Genomic DNA, 17,314 nt, shown 5'->3' on the forward strand with positions numbered 1-17,314 from the left:
GCCGTCGCGGACACCAGCCGGGCGCCGGCCACCCAGCCCATCCCGGTTTGCACCACCGGGTGCTCGACACCGACCAGTTCGGTCAGCGGCGTGCGCAACTTCATACCCACCGCCGACGATGCAGAGCGAAGCGATGAGGAGGAGGCGGAACAATCATCAACGGATCTCCCTGTCGCGCAGGGATTTCGGATCGATCACCTCGCGGATCAGGCGGAGCTCTTCGTCCGTCGGCAGCCTGGTCTCGCCCGCCTCGTCCACGCCGTGCACCTCGAACGACGTGGCCTCACGAACCTCGTCGGGCGATACCCCCGGGTGCAGCGTCAGCGCCCGCATGGTGTGGTCGGGGCCGCCGAAGTCGAACACCCCGAGGTTGGACACCACCCGGTAGGTGTTGGCGAAGCGGAACGCCGGATTGTCCGGGTCCACCTTGTCCCAGCCGATGCCGCAGACCACGTCGACCGCCTCGCAGAACACCCGCTTGGAGTGGTTGCCCACCCAATAGCTGGTGGCGTGGTTGATCGCGTTCCCCGGCGCACCCCGCAGGCCGAACATCTGCCGGGTCGGGTGTTGCAGTGGACCGAACGCGGAAATGTTCTGATTGCCAAAGCGGTCAACCTGATTGGCGCCCATCACCACGTGCCGGCGTCCCCAGGCCAGCGTTTCGAACACCCGGCCGAACGGCATCCAGCCCTCGACGGGCCCCGTCTTGCCCAGCGCCGGGGTGTCCGCGAGCAACTGCGCCTCGCCGTCGGTCAGCAGGATGTCCGGTGAAAAGGTCAGCCGCGCAAGGCGGGCCCCGACCGAGGCCATGTTGGTCATCGGGCTGACCATGATCTCGCCCGCTCCGGCGAACAAGTCGGCGCACGCGGCTGCGCACACTTCGGCGCGGGTGCTGCTCACTTGGCGGCCTCCTCTGCGAATGCGCGAACGGCCGCCTGGTAGTCGTCCTCGCTGCCGGACAGGTAGGTCTGGACGAACTTCTGCCAGCCCTCTTCGGTCGAGGCGGCTTCGGCGTAATGCCGCTGGAATTTCTCGTCGCGGCCGTAATCCGGCGCGGCGGTGGTGAAGTGGGCGCCACCCGGCGCCTCCACCACGGATTCGACCATCATCCGGTTCACCAGCAGGGCCTGCGGGGGAACGGCCTTGACCAGCTCCTCGGTGGAGACGACGCGCTCCACCGACAGGAAGCGCTTGTCGGCGGCCATCAGGAACAGGTCGTCGAAGTAGGGATCGATCCCGGTGTAGGCCGCATTGCCGCGGGAGTCACCGAGATTGAGGTGGACGAACGCCGCGTCCAGGCGCAGCGCCGGCATCGCGATCAGCGTCTCGTGACCGCCCTCGGGCGCGGCGTACGGGCTGGTCACGGTCCGCAGCTCGCCCTCCCAGAAGTCGGGCACCGAGCTGCCCAGCCCGGCCCGGATCGGCAGGAACGGCAGGCGTTGCGCGGCCGCCTGCAGGCCGCACCGCAGCATGCCCTCGTCCATCTCGCGGGCCTCGATCGCGCCGCTGGTACGGGCCTTGGCGAACCAGGGGTCGTAGAAGGGCGGGGAGTCCAGCGAGACGAAGCCGTAGTAGGCGCGTTTCACCTTGCCGGCCGAGCACAGCAGGCCCAGATCCGGGCCACCGTAGGTGACGATGGTCAAGTCTTTGATGTCGGTGCGCAGCATGGCCCGCACGAACGCCATCGGCTTGCGCCGCGAACCCCAGCCGCCGATGCCGATCGTCATGCCGCTGCGCAGTTGGGCGACGACCTCGTCCAGGCTGGTCCTCTTGTCGCTCACTTGTCCTTGCCCTTCGCCGTACCGGCGAACGCGTCGCGGTGCTCGTCGGCCACTCCGGCCAGATTGAGCTCGAACGTAAACCCTTGCTCCATGCGGTAACTCGAGTTGACCCGCTGCACGTCGATGAGGTTGAGCGCCTCCTTGGCCGCGCGGATGACGCGGGTGTCCTTGGCGGCGATGTCGCGGGCGACCCGTAACGCCGCCTCGTCCAGTTGGTCGCGCGGCACCACCTCGTGCACCGAACCGAAGTGGTGCAGGGTGGCGGCGTCCACGGTGGCGGCGGTGAAGAAGAGCCGCCGCATCAAATGCTGGGGCACCAACCGGGACAGGTGGGTGGCCGCGCCCAGGGCGCCGCGCTCCACCTCGGGCAGTCCGAACGTGGCGTCGTCGGAGGCCACGATGACGTCGGAGTTGCCGACCAGGCCGATGCCGCCGCCGACGCAGAACCCGTTCACGGCGGAAACGACCGGCACCGCGCATTCATAGACCGCGCGGAAGGCGGCGAAGCAACCGCGGTTGGCGTCGATCAGCGCGGTGAATCCCTCGGTGCGCTGCATCTCCTTGATGTCGACCCCGGCGTTGAACCCGCGGCCCTCGGCCCGCAGGATGACGACGTGGGTCTCGGGATCGTGGCCGGCGGCCGTGATGACGTCGGCCAGTTCGAACCAGCCGCGCGACGGGATGGCGTTGACCGGGGGAAAGTCGACGGTGACCGCGACGATGCCCGGTTCGGTGGTTGTGGATGTGATGGGCAAGGTGCCACTTCCTTGTGGGGTAACTACCTAAGCAAGCACTTGCTTGGTACGCTAGCACAGTGACTCGCGCCGAAGTACCCGACGCCATCGACTTGGGGCTGGCCGGCCGGGTGGTTCTGGTCACCGGCGGGGTCCGCGGCGTGGGCGCCGGCATCAGCTCGGTCTTCGCCGGGCAGGGCGCGACCGTCATCACCTGCGCGCGGCGGTCCGTCGAGGGCCTGCCCTACGAGTTCCATTCCTGCGACGTCCGGGACGACGACGCCGTCAAGGCGCTGATCGACGCCATCGTCGACAAGCACGGCCGGCTCGACGTGGTGGTCAACAACGCCGGCGGTTCGCCGTACGTGCTGACCGCGGAATCCAGCGCGAAGTTCAACCGCAAGATCATCGAGCTCAATCTGATTGGCGCGCTGTCGGTTTCGCAACATGCTAACGAGAAGATGCAACAGCAGGACAGCGGCGGGTCGATCGTCAACATCTGCAGTCTGTCCGGTCGACGGCCGTCGCCCGGCACGGGTGCGTACGGGGCGGCCAAGGCCGGCCTGGAGAGCCTGACCCAGACGCTGGCGGTGGAGTGGGGGCCGAAGGTCCGGGTGAACGCCTGCGTGGTCGGCATGGTGGAGACCGAGCAGTCCGAACTGTTCTACGGTGACGCCGAGTCCATCGCCGCGATCTCGAAGAACGTGCCCCTGGGCCGGTTGGCCAAACCCGACGATATCGGTTGGGCCGCGGCATTTTTGGCATCGGCCGCCGCGTCCTACATCAGTGGCGCCTCGCTGGAGGTGCACGGCGGTGGCGAGCCGCCGCACTACCTGGCCACCACGAACGCCAGCGCGATCAAGTAGAGGAGACACGAACAATGGGAGTGGTTGACGGCCGCGTCGTCATCGTCACCGGAGCGGGCGGCGGTATCGGTCGCGCGCATGCGCTGGCCTTCGCGGCCGAGGGCGCGCGCGTGGTGGTCAACGACATCGGCGTGGGCCTCGACGGTTCACCGGCCGGTGGCGGCAGCGCTGCCCAGGGCGTGGTCGACGAAATCACCGCGGCCGGTGGCGAAGCCGTCGCCGACGGATCCAACGTCGCCGACTGGAACCAGGCGGCCGGCCTGATCCGAACGGCCATCGAGACCTTCGGCGGGCTCGACGTTCTGGTCAACAACGCGGGCATCGTGCGCGACCGGATGATGGCCAACACCAGCGAGGAGGAGTTCGACGCCGTCATCGCCGTGCATCTCAAGGGTCACTTCGCCACGATGCGGCACGCGGCGTCGTACTGGCGCGGGCTGTCCAAAGAGGGCAAGGCCGTCGACGCGCGGATCGTCAACACCAGTTCGGGCGCCGGCCTGCAGGGCAGCGTCGGACAGGGCAACTACAGCGTAGCCAAGGCGGGCATCGCCGCGATGACGCTGGTGGGTGCCGCCGAAATGGGACGCTACGGCGTCACCGTCAACGCCATCGCACCGTCGGCGCGCACCCGCATGACGGAGACCGTCTTCGCCGAGATGATGGCAACGCAGGACCAGGATTTCGACGCGATGGCGCCCGAGAACGTCTCGCCGCTGGTGGTGTGGCTGGGCAGCGCCGAATCCCGCGACGTCTCCGGGAAGGTGTTCGAGGTCGAGGGCGGCAAGATCCGGGTCGCGGAGGGCTGGGCGCACGGGCCGCAGATCGACAAGGGTGCAAGATGGGACCCCGCGGAATTGGGGCCCGTCGTCGCCGAGCTGCTCGCCAAGGCGCGCCCACCGGTCCCGGTGTACGGCGCCTAGTGCCTTGCGCCGAACGTGCACTCAGCGCGACGTTTCGGTCGATTTGTCGCCCTGACTACACGCTCGGGGCGACGGCCGCGCCCGCCTAACCCGCCGGGTCGCAGATCACCACCGGGATCACCCGATCGGTCCAGGACCGGTAGTCGCCGAACGACGGGTACATGGCGTCCAGCTTCGGCCAGTACTCCGCGCGCTCGGCCTCCGTGGCATCGCGGGCCTGCAGTCGCAGCACCTCGTCCTTGATCTGGACCGAGACCTTGGGATTGGCCTTCAGGTTGAGGTACCACAGCGGGTGTTTGTCGCTGCCGCCCTTCGATGCGACCAATACCACCCGGTTCCCTTCGCGCAGGTAGAGCAGCGGGCTCACGCGAGGTTCACCCGTTTTGCGGCCCGTCGTGGTGAGCAGCGCGACCGGAGCGTTCTGGAAGGTGCCGCCGAATCTCCCGTTGCTCAGCCGGTAGATCCACGTGTTGCCCTTGGCCATCCACTTGATGATGAAGCCGACCCAAGGCGCATTCAAAGAGCGTGGCTTCGGTTTGGGCATGTGGGTCCTTAGCGCTGGATAAACGGTTGGAAGCGAACCTTGATGTGGTGGATTTCGGCTTTCCCGCTTGGGCTTTCGGCGGGAATCACGAACATCTCTTCGACCCGCGCGGCCAGCCGCCGGGCGCCGAACGCCGCCTTGGTCAGCACGGTATACGCCGCGTGCACCGCGTCGCCCTCGATCCGGTAGTCGGGCGGCGTGGTGTCGGCGAGCAATCGGTACTGCGCCCCGCGATTGAGGCTGCGGCGCAGGTGGTTTCCGGAGAACCCGTTCTTGATCCCCTGCTCGACGCGGGTGCATCGGGCGGCGAACGGAACGGAGTCACCGTCATGGCTGACGAGCGCGTCGATGTACGACTGCGCCGCGGCGATGCGGCTGGATTCGGAGACGATCAAGACGGGCTAGATGCGCTCGATGATCGTGCCGGTGGACAGGGCGCCGCCCGCGCACATGGTGATGAGCGCGGTGCTCTGGTCGGTGCGCTCCAGCTCGTGCAGCGCGGTGGTGATCAGCCGGCTGCCGGTGCTGCCCACCGGGTGGCCCAACGCGATGGCCCCGCCGTTGACGTTGACCCGCGCCATGTCGGGCTCGTGCACCCGCGCCCACGACAGCACAACGGACGCGAACGCCTCGTTGATCTCGACGAGGTCGATGTCACCCATCTTCATGCCGGCCTTCTCCAGCACCTTGGCCGTCGACTGCACCGGGCCGTCCAGGTGGTAGTAGGGCTCAGCGCCGACCAGCGCCTGGCTGACGATGCGTGCCCGCGGACGCAGCCCGAGAGCCTTGGCCTTGTCCTCGTCCATCCACAGCACGGCCGCGGCCCCGTCGGAGATCTGCGAGGACGTTCCCGCGGTGTGAAACCCGCCCTCGATGACCGGCTTGAGCGCGGAAAGGCCCGAGAGCGTGGTTTCGCGCAGGCCCTGGTCGCGGGAGATGGTGACCCGCTCCGAGGTCGGTTGCTTGTTCTCGTCCAGTGCCGGCGCCTCGATCGGCGAGATCTCGCGATCGAAACGGCCCTCCTCCCACGCCTGCTTGGCCTTGGCCTGGGACTGGTACCCGAACTCGTCGAGGTCGTCGCGGGTGATGCCACGCCGCTTGGCGATCCGCTCGGCCGCGGTGAACTGGTCGGGCAGGTCGATGTCCCACGACGCGGGCCGCAGGATGCTGCGGTCGGGGCCCGCATTGGCGCCGAGGCCGACGCGGCTCATGGCCTCGATGCCGCACGCGATACCGACGTCGATGGCGCCCGCCGCGATCAGGCCGGCGATCAGGCCGTTGGCCTGCTGGCTGCTGCCGCACTGGCAGTCCACGGTCGTGGCGCCGACGTGGTCCGGCAGCCCGGCGACCAGCCAGCTAACCCTGGTGATGTTGTTGGACTGCTCGCCGAACTGCGTCACGCAGCCGCCGATCACCTGTTCGACATCGCCCGCGTCGATGCCGGCCTTCTCCACTAGTGCCTTCTGCACCGCACCGAGAAGCTCGGTGGCGTGCAGTCCTGACAGCCAGCCGTTCCGCTTGCCGATCGGGCTGCGGGTGGCTTCGACGATTACCGGGTTACCCATTCCGTCAGGCTAGAACACGTTTCATTACTCTGACAAGCGAGGATGATGACCTGCCTTTTATCTGCCTAGGAGCCGTGTTTTACTGGCACTAGAACACGTTGCAATTGAGGAGCGCACACATCATGGCACCCCCCAACATTCCCGCCGACTTCGACTTCCTGGACCCCGACGTCAACCTCGCGGGCTTGCCCGTGGAGGAACTCGCCTTGCTGCGCAAGGCGGAACCGATCCACTGGGTCGACATCCCGAACGGCGCGGGCGGGTTCGAGGACCACGGCTATTGGATCGTCACCAAGCACGCCGACGTCAAGGAGGTGTCGAAACGCAGCGACATCTTCTCCAGCTGGATGAACGGCGCCATCCCGACCTGGCCGCCGGAGATGAAGCGCGAGCAGGTCGAACTGCAGCGCAGCGTCATGCTCAACATGGACGCGCCGCACCACACGCGGCTGCGCAAGATCATCTCCCGCGGGTTCACGCCGCGGGCCATCGGGCGGCTGGAAGCCGAACTGGCCCAGCGCGCCCAGAACATCGCCAAGACGGCCGCGGCCGAGGGCAGCGGTGACTTCGTCGAGCAGGTCTCGTGCGAGCTGCCGCTGCAGGCCATCGCCGGCCTGCTCGGCGTCCCGCAGGAGGATCGCGACAAGCTGTTCCGCTGGTCCAACGAGATGACCGGCGGCACCGACCCCGAGTACGCCCACGTCGATCCGGCCCAGTCGTCCATGGAGCTGATCACGTACGCGATGGCCATGGCGGAGGAGCGGGGCAAGAACCCCACCGACGACATCGTCACCACGCTCGTCCAGGCCGACATCGAGGGTGAAAAGCTCTCCGATGACGAGTTCGGTTTCTTCGTGGTCATGCTCGCCGTCGCGGGCAACGAGACCACGCGGAACTCGATCACCCACGGCATGATCGTCATGGCGAACAACCCCGATCAATGGGAGCTCTTCAAGAAGGAGCGCCCGTCGACCACCGCCGACGAGATCATCCGGTGGGCCACCCCGGTATCGGCCTTCCAGCGCACCGCCAGCGAGGACACCGAGCTGGCCGGCGTGCAGATCAAGAAGGGCCAGCGTGTGGTGATGTCCTACCGTTCGGCCAATTTCGACGAAGAGGTATTCGAGGACCCGCACACCTTCAACATCCTGCGCGACCCGAACCCCCACGTCGGTTTCGGCGGAACGGGTGCGCACTACTGCATCGGCGCGAACCTGGCGCGCATGACCATCAACCTGATCTTCAACGCTGTCGCCGACCACATGCCGGACCTCAAGCCGATCGGCGAGCCCGAGCGGCTGCGGTCGGGCTGGCTCAACGGGATCAAGCACTGGCAGGTCGACTACGCCGGAACCGCGCGGTGATTTCCTGATGGACTTCAACCTGACCGCGACGCAACAGGCCGTCGCCGACGTGGTGACCTCGGTGCTGGGCCGGGACCTGAGCTGGGACGCGTTGGTCAGTGGGGGCGTGACCGCGCTGCCGGTGCCCGAGCGGCTCGGCGGCGACGGCGTGGGGCTGCCCGAGGTCGCCACGGTGCTGACCGAGGCGGGCCGCCACGGCGCCATCACGCCCGCGCTGGCCACGCTCGGCTTCGGTGTGGTGCCGCTGCTCGACCTGGCATCCGAGGAGCAGCAGGACCGTTTCCTGGCCGGCGTCACCAAGGGCGGCGTGCTGACGGCCGCCCTGAACGAGCCCGGCACCGCGCTGCCCGACCGGCCGTCGACCACCTTCGCCGGCGGGCGGCTGTCGGGTACCAAGGTCGGCGTCGGCTATGCCGCACAAGCGGATTGGATGACCATCACCGCGGACAGCGCGGTCGTCGTCGTGTCGCCCAAGGCCGACGGCGTGCAGTTGGTCCAGACCCCGACGTCGAGCGGCGCCGAAGAATACACGGTGACGTTCGCCGACGTCGCCGTCGGCGACTCCGACGTCCTGGCTGGCGCCACGGCGTCTCGAGTCAACCAGCTGGCGTTGGCGGCCATCGGCGCCTACGCCGACGGGTTGGTGGCCGGGGCGCTGCGCCTCACCGCGGACTACGTGGCCAACCGCAAGCAGTTCGGCAAGCCACTGTCGACGTTCCAGACCGTCGCGGCCCAGCTCGCCGAGGTGTACATCGCCTCGCGCACCATCGATTTGGCGGCGAAGTCGGTCGCGTGGCGGCTGTCGGAAGGCCGGGACGCCGACGATGATCTGGATGTCCTCGGGTACTGGATCGCCTCGCAGGCTGCGCCGGTGATGCAGCTCTGCCACCACCTGCACGGCGGCATGGGGATGGACATCACCTATCCGATGCACCGGTACTATTCCACGATCAAAGACCTGACCCGGCTGCTGGGTGGGCCTTCTCATCGTCTCGACCTGGTGGGAGCGCAATGTTCATAGACCTGACTCCAGAGCAGCGCCAGCTGCAGGCGGAACTACGCGAATACTTCTCGAACCTCATCTCGTCCGACGAGATGAAGGCGATGGAGCAGGACCGTCACAACGAGGCCTACCGCGCCGTGATCCGGCGGATGGGCAAGGACCGCAAGCTCGGGGTCGGGTGGCCAAAGGAGTTCGGCGGCTTGGGCTTCGGGCCGATCGAGCAGTCGATTTTCGTCAACGAGGCGCATCGGGCCGACGTGCCACTGCCCGCCGTGACGTTGCAGACCGTCGGCCCGACTCTGCAACAGTTCGGCAGCGAGCTGCAGAAGAAGAAGTTCCTGCCGGCGATCCTGGCGGGTGAGGTTCACTTCGCGATCGGTTACAGCGAGCCCGAGGCGGGGACCGACCTGGCTTCGCTGCGCACCACCGCCGTGCGCCACGGTGACGAGTACATCGTCAACGGCCAGAAGATGTGGACCACCGGCGGACACGACGCGGACTACATCTGGCTGGCCTGCCGCACGGACCCGGAAGCGGTGAAACACAAGGGCATCTCGATCCTGATCGTCGACACCAAGGACCCGGGCTACTCGTGGACGCCCGTCATCCTGTCCGACGGCGCCCACCACACCAACGCGACCTACTACAACGACGTGCGGGTGCCCGCCGACATGCTGGTCGGCGAGGAGAACGGCGGGTGGAAACTGATCACCACCCAGCTCAACAACGAACGGGTCATGCTGGGCCCCGCCGGTCGCATCGCCGGGATCTACGACCGGGTGCACGCCTGGGCGTCCAAGCCGGGTGCGGACGGGGTCACGCCGATCGACCACGCCGACGTCAAGCGCGCGCTCGGCGAGATCCACGCGACGTGGCGGATCAACGAGCTGCTGAACTGGCAGGTGGCCGCCGCGGGCGAGGATATCAACGTGGCCGACGCCGCGTCGACGAAAGTCTTTGGCACTGAGCGCATCCAGCGCATCGGCCGACTGGCCGAGGAGATCGTTGGCAAGTACGGCAACCCCGCCGAGGCGGAGACCGCCGAGCTGCTCAACTGGCTGGACTCGCAAACCAAGCGGAACCTGGTGATCACCTTCGGTGGAGGCGTGAACGAAGTCATGCGAGAGATGATCGCGGCCGCCGGCCTCAAAGTGCCCAGGGTTCCCCGGTGACCGACATCCAGGACGCCGTTGCGGAGATCAAGGCGGCCGGCGGCCCGAAGCCGCGCGCCGGCCGCGACCCGGTCAACCAGCCGATGATCAACAACTGGGTGGAGGCCATCGGCGACAACAACCCGATCTACGTCGACGAGGCCGCGGCCCGCGCCGTCGGGCACCCGGGAATCGTGGCCCCGCCGGCCATGATTCAGGTGTGGACCATGTTCGGCCTGGGCGGAGAACGTCCGAAGGACGACCCGATGGGCCCCATCATGCAGTTGTTCGACGACGCGGGCTACATCGGCGTCGTCGCCACCAACTGCGAACAGACCTACCACCGTTACCTGCAGCCCGGTGAGCACGTCAGCATCACCTCCGAGATGGGCGACGTGGTCGGCCCCAAGCAGACCGGCCTGGGCGAGGGCTACTTCATCAACCAGCACATCATCTGGCGGGTGGGCGACGAGGACGTCGCCGAGATGAATTGGCGCATCCTCAAGTTCAAACCGCGCGAGTCGGAGGCCGCGCCGTCCTCGGTGCCCGCGGACCTGGATCCCGACGCGATGATGAGGCCCGCGTCGTCGCGCGACACGGCCTTCTTCTGGGAGGGCGTCAAGGCGCACGAGCTGAGGATCCAGCGCCGGCCCGACGGCAGCCTGCAGCACCCCCCGGTGCCGGCGGTATGGCAGGACAAAGCCGCCCCGATCGACTACGTGGTGGCTTCCGGCAAGGGCACGGTGTTCAGTTTCGTCGTGCACCATGCACCGAAGGTGCCGGGCCGCACGCTGCCGTTCGTGATCGCGTTGGTCGAGCTCGACGAGGGCGTGCGAATGCTGGGCGAGCTGCGCGGGGTCGACCCTGCCGCCGTGGAGATTGGAATGCCAGTGCGCGCAACCTATATCGACTTTCCGTCGGGCGACACCGGCCCGGAGTGGACACTGTATGCCTGGGAGCCCGAGGCATGAGCGCGCCGGCCATCGAAGTCGGCACCGTGTTGCCCGAGCTGCAGCTGCACGGCGATCCGACCTTCATCATCTCGACGGCCCTGGCTACCCGTGACTTCCAGGACGTGCACCACGACCGGGATCTGGCGCAGGCCAAAGGGTCGAAGGACATCTTCGTCAACATCTTGACCGACACGGGGCTGGTGCAGCGCTACGTCACCGACTGGGCCGGCCCGTCCGCGCTGATCAAGTCGATCGGGCTGCGGCTCGGGGTGCCGTGGTACGCCTACGACACGGTCACCTTCTCCGGCGAGGTGACCGCCGTGGACGACGGCCTGATCACGGTGAAGGTGTTCGGGCGTAACAGCCTCGGCGACCACGTGATCGCGACGGTGACGCTGACGATGGGGGACTCCTAGATGTCAGCGGGCTTACTGAGTGGCCGGGCCGCGATCGTCGGCATCGGCGCCACCGACTTCTCTAAGGACTCGGGCCGCAGCGAGCTGCGGCTCGCGGCCGAGGCCGTCTTGGACGCGTTGGACGACGCCGGTCTGACCCCGGCGGACGTCGACGGGCTGACCACCTTCACGATGGACACCAACAACGAGACGGCGGTGGCGCGGGCCGTCGGCATCGGTGACCTGAAGTTCTTCTCGCAGATCGGCTACGGCGGCGGCGCCGCCTGCGCGACCGTTCAGCAGGCCGCGATCGCCGTCGCCACGGGGGTGGCCGACGTCGTGGTGGCGTACCGGGCGTTCAACGAACGCTCGGGCATGCGGTTCGGTCAGGTGCAGACCCGGCTGGCGGGCGACGCACGCGCACAGGCGGATTCGACCGCTGCGGACAACTCGTTCTCCTACCCGCACGGGCTCTCGACCCCGGCCGCGCAGGTCGCCATGATCGCGCGGCGCTACATGCACCTGTCCGGTGCGACCAGCCGTGACTTCGGTGCGATCTCGGTGGCCGACCGAAAGCACGCCGCCAAGAACCCGAAGGCCTACTTCTACGAGAAGCCGATAACCATTGACGATCACCAGAATTCGCGGTGGATCGCCGAGCCGCTGCGGCTGCTGGACTGCTGCCAGGAGACCGACGGCGCGGTCGCGATCGTGGTGACCTCGGTGGAACGCGCGCGGGACCTCAAGCAGCGGCCGGCCGTCATCGAGGCGGCGTCGCAGGGCTCGAGCCCCGACCAGTACACGATGGTCAGCTATTACCGACCGGAACTGGGCCTCCCCGAGATGGGCGTGGTGGGACAGCAGCTGTGGCAGCAGTCCGGCCTGAAGCCATCCGACATCCAGACCGCCATCCTGTACGACCACTTCACGCCCTTCACGCTGATCCAATTGGAGGAGCTGGGATTCTGCGGTCGCGGCGAGGCGAAGGACTTCATCGCCGACGGTGCGATCGAGATCGGTGGGCGGCTTCCCATCAACACGCACGGCGGCCAACTCGGCGAGGCGTACATCCACGGCATGAACGGGATCGCCGAGGGTGTGCGGCAGCTGCGCGGCACCTCGGTTAACCCGGTACCCGACGTCGAGCACGTTCTGGTCACCGCGGGCACCGGCGTCCCCACCTCGGGTCTGATCCTCGGCTAGGGCCACGGCCCTTCCCCTTCGCGGCCCGACGGGTGTGAAGATAGTTTCACAGTGGACGACCAGCGTGAAACTAACTTCACGCTCGACGAGTGAAGTGACGCTGCGAGTGACACATGCGACGCTGCCGTCGTGGGTGAGCCGTTCCTTGGCAGTGAGGCCGTTGCTCGCGGCGCCTTGACCAGAGGGCAGCTCGGCACTGGTTATCTCCGACTGTTCCGAGATGTGTACGTCGTTCGCGATTCGGACATCACTGCCGCGCTTCGCGCGAGGGCCGGTTGGTTGTGGACCGGGCGCCAGGGCGTGGTCGCCGGGTTCTCCGCGGCAGCGCTGCACGGAAGCAAATGGGTCGATGGCACCACCGTGGTGGACCTCCTTCACGACAACCGCCATCGTCAGGCCGGGATCAGGGTCCACGGGGACCGGATCGAGGACGATGAGGTTGCCGTCATCGGCGGGATCCCGGTGACGTCGGCGGCCAGGACGGCGCTGGACCTCGGTTGCTGGTATCCGACTACCGCGGCAGTTGCCGGCATCGACGCTCTGGCTCGCGAAACGCGAATCAAGCCGGCGGATGTCGAGCTGCTTGCGGATAGGTACCCGGGCCGCCGAGGCATCGTTCGGGCGAGGGAGGCGATAGCGGTCTTCGACAGTGGTGCACAGTCTCCCAAGGAGTCTTGGCTACGCGTCGTGCTAGTCCAAGCGGGGCTGCCGAGGCCACAAACCCAGATTCCGGTGCGCGACGAATTTGGCAGCGTGATCGCGTATCTGGACATGGGTTGGGAAGAGGTGAAAGTCGCGGTGGAGTACGACGGCGAACAACACCGCAGCGATCGTCGGCAATACACCTGGGACGTCCGGCGATTGGAGACGCTCGAGCGTCTCGGGTGGATCGTCGTAAGGGTGGTCACCGGCGACCGGCCGGCCGACATCATCAGCCGAGTGCGCGCGGCTCGTGCCCGTCGAGCGTGAAACTAGTTTCACGCTCGACGCCGAATGTGAAGCTGACTTCACGCTCGGCCCGAGCTGGGCGCTCAGCCAAACGAACCTACGCGGGCACGAGTTCGACGCCCGACAGCACCACCGCGTTGTCGCGCGAGGGCGCGACAACGCTGGCCAGCAGCCGCCCGTCTTCCTTCCAGATGCCGACGTTGAGGGTCTCACCGGGGAGCGCCACACCGGCGAAGCGCGCGCCGTAGGCGGCGACCGCCCCGGCGTCGCCGTCCAGCATCGTGTCCACGATGGCTTTGCAGGTCATGCCGTACGTGCACAGGCCGTGCAGGATGGGCCGCGGAAAGCCGTTCGCCGCAGCGAATTCCGGGTCGGAATGCAGCGGGTTGCGATCGCCGCAGAGCCGGTACAGCAGCGCCTGCTGCGGCAGGATCGGCACCGCGACCTCCACATCGGGGGCGCGGTCGGGCGCGGCGTCCGAGGAGGACGGTCCGCGCTCCCCACCGAAACCGCCCTCGCCGCGGGCGAAGATGGACCGCCGCTGCGTCCACAGCAGCGTGCCGTCGGGCGCGCTGACCGTCGTCTCGCTCCAGATCACCGCGGCCTTGCCCTTGTCCCAGATGTCGGTGAAGCGGGTGACAGCGCGGGCAGATCCCGAGGGCGGTAGCGGCCCGGGCACCTCCACCCGCTCGCTGGCGTGCAGCACCTTGCCCAGCTCGATGTCGATGCCGGGGAATTGTACGGTCGGCGGCTTGGTCATGTGGAACGAGGCCGCGACGTTGCCGAACGTCGGCAGGACCTGCGGTGTGTCGTCGACGAGGTAGCGCAGTTCGCGCGGGTCCATCGGATCCCCGCCGGCGCCCAGGGCCAAGTGGTAGAGCTGCACATCGCTGCTCGTCCAAGCGAAGTCGATGGGGTCCAGCTCGGCCGCAAGTGCGACGTCTACATCAATGGGCATGTCAGCCTTCCCCCGCTATGTGCAGTGCGGCCAGGTAGCCGAACGTCATGGCCGGGCCAATCGTGCCGCCCGGACCGGGATAGGTGTGTCCCATCACCGGGGCGCTGACATTGCCTGCGGCGTAAAGGCCTTCGATGATGGTGCCGTCGTCGCGGAGCGCGCGACCGTGGACGTCGGTGCGGACACCGCCCTTGGTGCCCAGGTCGCCCGGCACCATCTTGGCGGCGTAGTACGGCGCGTGCGTGAGTTCGCCGAGGTTCGGGTTCGGCTTGTTAGTCGGGTCGCCGTAGTAGCGGTCATACGCGCTCTCACCGCGGTGGTAGTCCTCGTCGACGCCCGACCTGGCGAAGCCGTTGAAGCGCGCCACCGTCGCGGTGAACTCGGCGACCGGAAGGCCGGCCTTCTGGGCTAGCTCCTCGAGAGTGTCGGCCTGGATGATGACTCCGGACTCCAGCCACTTGCGTGGAATGCGTTGTCCAGGCTGCAATCCTGCGAAGATGTAGCGGTCCCGGTACTGCTGGTCGAACACCAGCCACGCCGGGATGTTCTCGCCCGGCCCGGGGCCCTGGCCGTATTCCCCGCCGTACATGTGGTGGCAGGCCTCGACATAGGGCATGGACTCGTTCATGAACCGCTTGCCCGACATGTTGACGATGATCGATCCCGGCGAATTGCGTTCCGACAACGCGAACCACGGCGCGCCCACCAGCGGCACGGTGGGGCCCCACCAGGCGTCGTCCATCAGTTCCAGTGCGGCGCCCAGTTTTTCGGCGGCGACGATGCCGTCACCGGTGTTGGCCCTGGCGCCCACGGTCCACTCGGTCGTGATCGGCGCGCGCTGGTACTTCACCCGCATCTGCTCGTTGTGCTCGAACCCGCCGGAGGCGAGGATCACGCCGCGCCGGGCCCGGATCAGCCGCGGCTCCGCGGACTCCGATGCGCCCGTGTCCCGAACATAGACGCCGCGCACCACGCCGTCCTCGACGTAGAGGTCGGTGAGCGCGGTGTTCAGCACTACCGGAACGCCGGCGCGTTGCAGCCCGATGCGCAGGGGACCGATCAACGCGCGGCCCATGCCCACCAGGTTCTTGCCGGTCGCCTTCGCCCACATCGTGCGGCCGCCGACCTTCAGGCTGCGCAGCACGCCCCGCGGGTGTCGCTTCAGCTGGTTCAGCCGCACGTAGTCCTGCTGCATCACAACGACATTGAGCGGGACCTTGCCGTACGCGGGCTCCAACCCGGGCATGTCGGCGCCCAGCTTGCGGGCGTCGAACGGCTTCGGCTCGATCGAGCGGCCCTCGGCGCGGCCGCCCGGTGCCTCGGGGTAATAGTCCGAGTAGCGCGGAACCCAGCACATTTTCAGCGGGGTGTGCTTCAGCACGAAGGACAGCATCTCGGGCCCGCGGTCGAGGTAGGTGTCGATGCGTTCCGGCTCGACGATGTCACCCACGATGCCGTGCAAATAGGTCCGGGCCGCCTCGGGATTGTCCCGGACGCCGTCACGCTTGAGGATCTCGTTGTTGGGGATCCAGACGCCTCCACCCGACCGCGCGGTCGAGCCGCCGAAATGAGCAGCCTTCTCGATGACCACTGTGGAAAGGCCCCGGTGAGCGGCGGTAAGGGCAGCTACCATGCCGGCTCCGCCGCTCCCGACCACGACGACGTCGAGCTCCTGTGCTGTCATGTAGAACACGTTATAGAATTGCACGGGCCGGGCGCTACTGGGCCGGTCACACGAGCGAGGAGACTTCCGCAGATGCTCAATGTTGCGACGCGCGACGAGCTTGCTGCCGAACTGGCGCAGGCCGAGCGAAGCCGCGAGCCGATCGCCCCGCTGACCGCCGTTCATCCGGAGATCGACGTGGTCGATGCGTACGAGATTCAGCTGATCAATATTCGGCAGCGGGTGGCCGAGGGTGCGCGGGTGTTGGGGCACAAGGTGGGGCTGTCGTCGAAGGCGATCCAGCAGATGATGGGGGTCGACGAGCCCGACTATGGGCATTTGCTGGATGAGATGCAGTTGTTCGAGGACACCCCGGTCAAGACGAGCCGGTATCTGTGGCCGCGGGTGGAGGTGGAGGTGGGTTTCCTGCTCAACGCCGACCTGCCGGGGGCGGGCTGCACCGAGGAGGATGTGCTGGCCGGCACCGAGGCGTTGGTGCCCTCGATCGAGTTGATCGACACCCGGATCACCGATTGGAAGATCGAGTTGTGCGACACCATCGCCGACAACGCCTCGTCGGCGGGCTTCGTGCTGGGCAAGGCCCGTGTCTCGCCGCGCGAGGTCGACGTCAAGGGCATCGATGCGGTGCTGCATTGCAACGGTGAGGTGGTCGCCAAGGGCCGCACCGACGCGGTGCTGGGTAACCCGGTGACCGCGGTGGCCTGGCTGGCGCGCAAGGTGGAGGGCTTCGGCGTGCGGTTGCGCAAGGGGGACCTGGTGTTGCCGGGGTCGTGCACGCGCGCGATCGATGCGCACGCGGGTGACGAGTTTGTGGCCGAGTTCACCGGCCTGGGCTCTGTTCGTTTGTCGTTTGAATAGTCTCGAATTAAATCGTCGGACTTAAATATCGAGAGCTTCGCGAAGGAGCGTCATGCCGGCTAAGGCGAGTGTGGCCATTGTCGGGTCGGGGAACATCAGCACTGACCTGCTGTACAAGCTGTTGCGGTCGGAGTGGTTGGAGCCGCGGTGGATGGTGGGTATCGATCCCGAGAGCGAGGGTTTGGCCCGGGCCCGCAAGCTGGGTTTGGAGACCACCCATGAGGGGGTGGATTGGTTGTTGGCCCGGTCGGAGAAGCCTGATCTGGTGTTCGAGGCGACCAGTGCCTATGTGCACCGCGACGCCGCACCCAGGTATGCGGCGGCGGGGATTCGGGCGATCGATTTGACCCCGGCGGCGGTGGGCCCGGCGGTGATCCCGCCGGCGAA

19 protein-coding genes and 1 pseudogene are annotated in these 17,314 nt (G+C 67.4%); 11 read left to right on the forward strand and 9 right to left on the reverse strand.

The features are described 5' to 3' along the window. The 4 genes from A9X04_RS30585 to echA20 form a co-directional block, all read right to left on the reverse strand. Positions 1-104: nitronate monooxygenase (locus tag A9X04_RS30585; protein WP_156764498.1), on the reverse strand; the 104-nt coding region annotated here is incomplete at its 3' end. A 52-nt stretch (positions 105-156) separates the two neighbouring features. Beyond that, positions 157-900 carry a cholesterol ring-cleaving hydrolase subunit IpdB gene (gene ipdB, locus A9X04_RS22830; protein ID WP_067925396.1) on the reverse strand — a complete coding sequence of 248 codons (744 nt, stop codon included), beginning with the start codon at positions 898-900 and terminating at the stop codon, positions 157-159. Next, positions 897-1,781, reverse strand: a complete 885-nt coding sequence (gene ipdA / locus A9X04_RS22835) for a cholesterol ring-cleaving hydrolase subunit IpdA (RefSeq protein ID WP_067925399.1) — start codon at positions 1,779-1,781, stop codon at positions 897-899. Before ipdA ends, ipdB begins: the two co-directional genes overlap by 4 nt. Then, the gene (echA20, locus tag A9X04_RS22840) at positions 1,778-2,536 is read right to left on the reverse strand and encodes a (7aS)-7a-methyl-1,5-dioxo-2,3,5,6,7,7a-hexahydro-1H-indene-carboxyl-CoA hydrolase (protein ID WP_067925402.1); all 759 of its coding nucleotides are present in this window, start codon (positions 2,534-2,536) and stop codon (positions 1,778-1,780) included. Before echA20 ends, ipdA begins: the two co-directional genes overlap by 4 nt. 59 nt (positions 2,537-2,595) lie before the next feature. Between echA20 and A9X04_RS22845 the strand changes: the two genes are divergently transcribed. Then, a complete protein-coding gene (locus A9X04_RS22845; RefSeq protein ID WP_197509323.1) occupies positions 2,596-3,381 on the forward strand; it encodes an SDR family oxidoreductase in 786 nt (261 codons plus the stop codon). Positions 3,382-3,395: 14 nt separating this feature from the next. Then, positions 3,396-4,301, forward strand: a complete 906-nt coding sequence (locus tag A9X04_RS22850; protein ID WP_067925406.1) for an SDR family oxidoreductase — start codon at positions 3,396-3,398, stop codon at positions 4,299-4,301. An 85-nt stretch (positions 4,302-4,386) separates the two neighbouring features. Here the strand turns inward: A9X04_RS22850 and A9X04_RS22855 are convergent, their stop codons facing one another. The 3 genes from A9X04_RS22855 to A9X04_RS22865 are packed head-to-tail and all read right to left on the reverse strand — an operon-like array spanning position 4,387 to position 6,410. Beyond that, positions 4,387-4,845, reverse strand: a complete 459-nt coding sequence (locus A9X04_RS22855) for a nitroreductase family deazaflavin-dependent oxidoreductase (RefSeq protein ID WP_067925409.1) — start codon at positions 4,843-4,845, stop codon at positions 4,387-4,389. 8 nt (positions 4,846-4,853) lie between these two features. After that, positions 4,854-5,240, reverse strand: a complete 387-nt coding sequence (locus tag A9X04_RS22860) for a hypothetical protein (protein ID WP_067925412.1) — start codon at positions 5,238-5,240, stop codon at positions 4,854-4,856. A gap of 6 nt (positions 5,241-5,246) precedes the next feature. After that, a complete protein-coding gene (locus A9X04_RS22865; protein WP_067925415.1) occupies positions 5,247-6,410 on the reverse strand; it encodes a steroid 3-ketoacyl-CoA thiolase in 1,164 nt (387 codons plus the stop codon). Between the two features lie 122 nt (positions 6,411-6,532). Between A9X04_RS22865 and A9X04_RS22870 the strand changes: the two genes are divergently transcribed. The 7 genes from A9X04_RS22870 (at position 6,533) to A9X04_RS22900 (ending at position 13,448) form a co-directional block, all read left to right on the forward strand. Next, entirely contained in the window at positions 6,533-7,774 is a 1,242-nt protein-coding gene (locus tag A9X04_RS22870) for a cytochrome P450 (RefSeq protein WP_067925418.1), read from the forward strand. Positions 7,775-7,781: 7 nt separating this feature from the next. Then, positions 7,782-8,795: an acyl-CoA dehydrogenase family protein gene (locus tag A9X04_RS22875; protein ID WP_067925421.1), complete on the forward strand. Its 1,014-nt coding sequence runs from the start codon at positions 7,782-7,784 to the stop codon at positions 8,793-8,795. Then, on the forward strand, positions 8,786-9,949 hold the full coding sequence (fadE29, locus tag A9X04_RS22880; RefSeq protein ID WP_067925423.1) for an acyl-CoA dehydrogenase FadE29: 1,164 nt from the start codon (positions 8,786-8,788) through the stop codon (positions 9,947-9,949). Before A9X04_RS22875 ends, fadE29 begins: the two co-directional genes overlap by 10 nt. Then, positions 9,946-10,899 carry a bifunctional MaoC family dehydratase N-terminal/OB-fold nucleic acid binding domain-containing protein gene (locus A9X04_RS22885; protein WP_067925426.1) on the forward strand — a complete coding sequence of 318 codons (954 nt, stop codon included), beginning with the start codon at positions 9,946-9,948 and terminating at the stop codon, positions 10,897-10,899. The genes fadE29 and A9X04_RS22885 overlap by 4 nt, the downstream gene beginning before the upstream one ends. Continuing rightward, positions 10,896-11,297: a MaoC family dehydratase gene (locus A9X04_RS22890; protein ID WP_067925429.1), complete on the forward strand. Its 402-nt coding sequence runs from the start codon at positions 10,896-10,898 to the stop codon at positions 11,295-11,297. The genes A9X04_RS22885 and A9X04_RS22890 overlap by 4 nt, the downstream gene beginning before the upstream one ends. Next, a complete protein-coding gene (locus A9X04_RS22895) occupies positions 11,298-12,479 on the forward strand; it encodes a lipid-transfer protein (RefSeq protein WP_067925432.1) in 1,182 nt (393 codons plus the stop codon). It abuts the gene before it with no gap. A 129-nt stretch (positions 12,480-12,608) separates the two neighbouring features. Continuing rightward, the gene (locus A9X04_RS22900) at positions 12,609-13,448 is read left to right on the forward strand and encodes a DUF559 domain-containing protein (RefSeq protein ID WP_067925435.1); all 840 of its coding nucleotides are present in this window, start codon (positions 12,609-12,611) and stop codon (positions 13,446-13,448) included. A 76-nt stretch (positions 13,449-13,524) separates the two neighbouring features. Here A9X04_RS22900 and A9X04_RS22905 read toward each other — a convergent pair whose 3' ends face one another. After that, a complete protein-coding gene (locus tag A9X04_RS22905; RefSeq protein WP_067925438.1) occupies positions 13,525-14,385 on the reverse strand; it encodes a MaoC/PaaZ C-terminal domain-containing protein in 861 nt (286 codons plus the stop codon). A 1-nt stretch (position 14,386) separates the two neighbouring features. Continuing rightward, positions 14,387-16,069: a 3-oxosteroid 1-dehydrogenase gene (gene kstD, locus A9X04_RS22910; protein WP_067925447.1), complete on the reverse strand. Its 1,683-nt coding sequence runs from the start codon at positions 16,067-16,069 to the stop codon at positions 14,387-14,389. Between the two features lie 72 nt (positions 16,070-16,141). On the opposite strand from kstD, the gene A9X04_RS22915 reads away from it, so the two are divergent. Both A9X04_RS22915 and A9X04_RS22920 read left to right on the forward strand, forming a co-directional pair. Continuing rightward, a complete protein-coding gene (locus A9X04_RS22915) occupies positions 16,142-16,927 on the forward strand; it encodes a 2-keto-4-pentenoate hydratase (protein ID WP_067925441.1) in 786 nt (261 codons plus the stop codon). A gap of 52 nt (positions 16,928-16,979) precedes the next feature. Next, positions 16,980-17,314 (forward strand): annotated as a pseudogene (locus tag A9X04_RS22920) (acetaldehyde dehydrogenase (acetylating)); the annotation flags it as partial.

Source organism: Mycobacterium sp. E3247 (genome assembly GCF_001667785.1).
Lineage (GTDB): Bacteria > Actinomycetota > Actinomycetes > Mycobacteriales > Mycobacteriaceae > Mycobacterium.

What these genes read in the sequence shown, in the direction of transcription:
- A9X04_RS22855 (WP_067925409.1), bottom strand. Translation starts at nt 4,845, where the DNA reads ATGCCCAAACCGAAGCCACGCTCTTTGAATGCGCCTTGGGTCGGCTTC.
- A9X04_RS22890 (WP_067925429.1), top strand. Translation starts at nt 10,896, where the DNA reads ATGAGCGCGCCGGCCATCGAAGTCGGCACCGTGTTGCCCGAGCTGCAG.
- fadE29 (WP_067925423.1), top strand. Translation starts at nt 8,786, where the DNA reads ATGTTCATAGACCTGACTCCAGAGCAGCGCCAGCTGCAGGCGGAACTA.
- A9X04_RS22875 (WP_067925421.1), top strand. Translation starts at nt 7,782, where the DNA reads ATGGACTTCAACCTGACCGCGACGCAACAGGCCGTCGCCGACGTGGTG.
- A9X04_RS22905 (WP_067925438.1), bottom strand. Translation starts at nt 14,385, where the DNA reads ATGCCCATTGATGTAGACGTCGCACTTGCGGCCGAGCTGGACCCCATC.
- A9X04_RS22865 (WP_067925415.1), bottom strand. Translation starts at nt 6,410, where the DNA reads ATGGGTAACCCGGTAATCGTCGAAGCCACCCGCAGCCCGATCGGCAAG.
- A9X04_RS22850 (WP_067925406.1), top strand. Translation starts at nt 3,396, where the DNA reads ATGGGAGTGGTTGACGGCCGCGTCGTCATCGTCACCGGAGCGGGCGGC.
- A9X04_RS22895 (WP_067925432.1), top strand. Translation starts at nt 11,298, where the DNA reads ATGTCAGCGGGCTTACTGAGTGGCCGGGCCGCGATCGTCGGCATCGGC.
- A9X04_RS22870 (WP_067925418.1), top strand. Translation starts at nt 6,533, where the DNA reads ATGGCACCCCCCAACATTCCCGCCGACTTCGACTTCCTGGACCCCGAC.
- A9X04_RS22915 (WP_067925441.1), top strand. Translation starts at nt 16,142, where the DNA reads ATGCTCAATGTTGCGACGCGCGACGAGCTTGCTGCCGAACTGGCGCAG.
- kstD (WP_067925447.1), bottom strand. Translation starts at nt 16,069, where the DNA reads ATGACAGCACAGGAGCTCGACGTCGTCGTGGTCGGGAGCGGCGGAGCC.